At 37.1% G+C, this 1672-nt stretch carries 1 protein-coding gene; it reads right to left on the bottom strand.

Annotation, left to right across the window (positions count from 1 at the left end):
• Positions 1-231: 231 nt before the first annotated feature.
• Positions 232-1672, bottom strand: a 1441-nt coding sequence (locus tag RT405_RS05435; RefSeq protein ID WP_313468229.1) for a hypothetical protein, incomplete at its 5' end; no start/stop codon positions are given.

The raw sequence follows: 1672 nt of genomic DNA, 5'->3' as shown, positions 1-1672 counted from the left end.
GGAAACTATGCCATGTATACAGCTGATAAAATCATTCGTGAAGTGCAAAAAGATATGACGGAACTGATAGCAGATTATTTGGCTGAGCATCCGATCATCAAAGCCGAAACAAATGATAATTTTAAAGTGATATCTGAATAAAAGAAACACAAAAAACGATAAGGAACGCTAAGGACCATAACTTAGCTTCTTATCGTTTTTATATAGAAAAATTTCTGAGGTTATATTGTATCACGCTTGATTGAATGGCCTTGTTTTCTGCGCTTTAAATAGATAGTAAAGCGCGATAACCACTAAAACGATTGTCATCAACCAGCTGCCAATGGGATTAAAAGATGAGACCCAAAAGTTGATCAATCCGAACAAACCAGCCGTAATAAATAAAAGAATAATCATCACAAAATCATTTGTGCTATCTGCAGCAGTGAATTTTTCTGAAAAAAGAAAAGTGTCCATTGTTGTATTCAAGTATCCGAAGAAAACGATCGTCGTGGCTAAGAAGCCGTTGAGGATCACAGAAAGGTCATCCCAACCGAACAAGAATAATAATAAACTTCCCAGTACCACATAGAAAGGTACCAGCAGTCTCATCCAGACGGCTTTTCCAGCAGCTCTTATGAAGAGACCGTCATTGCTGCGCGGGCTCATTTGAAAAATCCAAGCTCCTTTATAGGAAGATGAATATTTCAACGAACCGGCTAATTGCGGAATCATGAATAGTGTGATGTAAACAGAATAAGGAAAACTATTGCTTCGAAGATCACTAAGCGTCATACCGCCACTAAAGCTGTTAAAAACAAAAATCAGCGGAAGGATAAAAGAAACGGCTAATGGCGGATAAATTCTGGTTTTGAATTCGCGTTCATTTTGAATGATTTTCCATGTAAATTGATAATAAGGTCGCTCTGCTTGATTAAGACAAAGAACATTCTTGGTTCGATTCATCCAATGGTTGTGCTCTTTAATGGATTCGTTTTGATCTGTCAGCTTTTGAATGTTTTGTTCCAATTGAGTGCTATTCTTTTTGTAATAGAAAAAAAACAGAATTGTTGCGACTACAAACAATAGAGTATACAGGACATAATATCTATTCACGCCTTCTTGGAGCAAACCAAGCGGAGCGGCGAACCACAATGGAAACAATGGAATATGCCAAATTTTGGGTTGATACGTAATGGAGACATCAAAGATAACAAATATCCGCCCAACCAATTGATAACCCAAAATAGTAAAGATAGATAAGCCAATTTGACTGTAAGCGATAATGTTTTTTAATTTTTCCCCATTGAACCGTTTCAGAATAGCGGCGTAGATGACTAAGGTAAACAATAACGTCCAAAAACTGAAGATAATAGTCAATAAGGTGACGAGTAACCCAGCAATCAAGCCATGAACAAAATAAGTGGCGAGTGTCACTGGACCGCCTAATGCTAAAGTCAAAGAGAACAGGTAAACAAAAACATGGGTAGCTTTAGCTGCGCTGAGTGTTTGTCCCGTCACCGGCTTTGTGCCAATTAGAATTTGATCTTTCGTATCAAGCAAAATAGAAGAAAAACTGGCAATCATCGTAGACAGCAGCATCACAAACAGGTAACTAAAAAAGAAGGTATACTGTACAATCAAACTGTCACCGAAAAATAAAATAGTAATCATAAAAATGCTGATAATAAAA

It is taken from the genome of Carnobacterium sp. (genome assembly GCF_032094055.1).
In the GTDB taxonomy this organism is placed as follows: Bacteria; Bacillota; Bacilli; order Lactobacillales; family Carnobacteriaceae; genus Carnobacterium_A.
The sequence above is the reverse complement of the archived record's forward strand: the minus strand, read 5'-3'. Positions and strand labels throughout refer to the sequence as shown.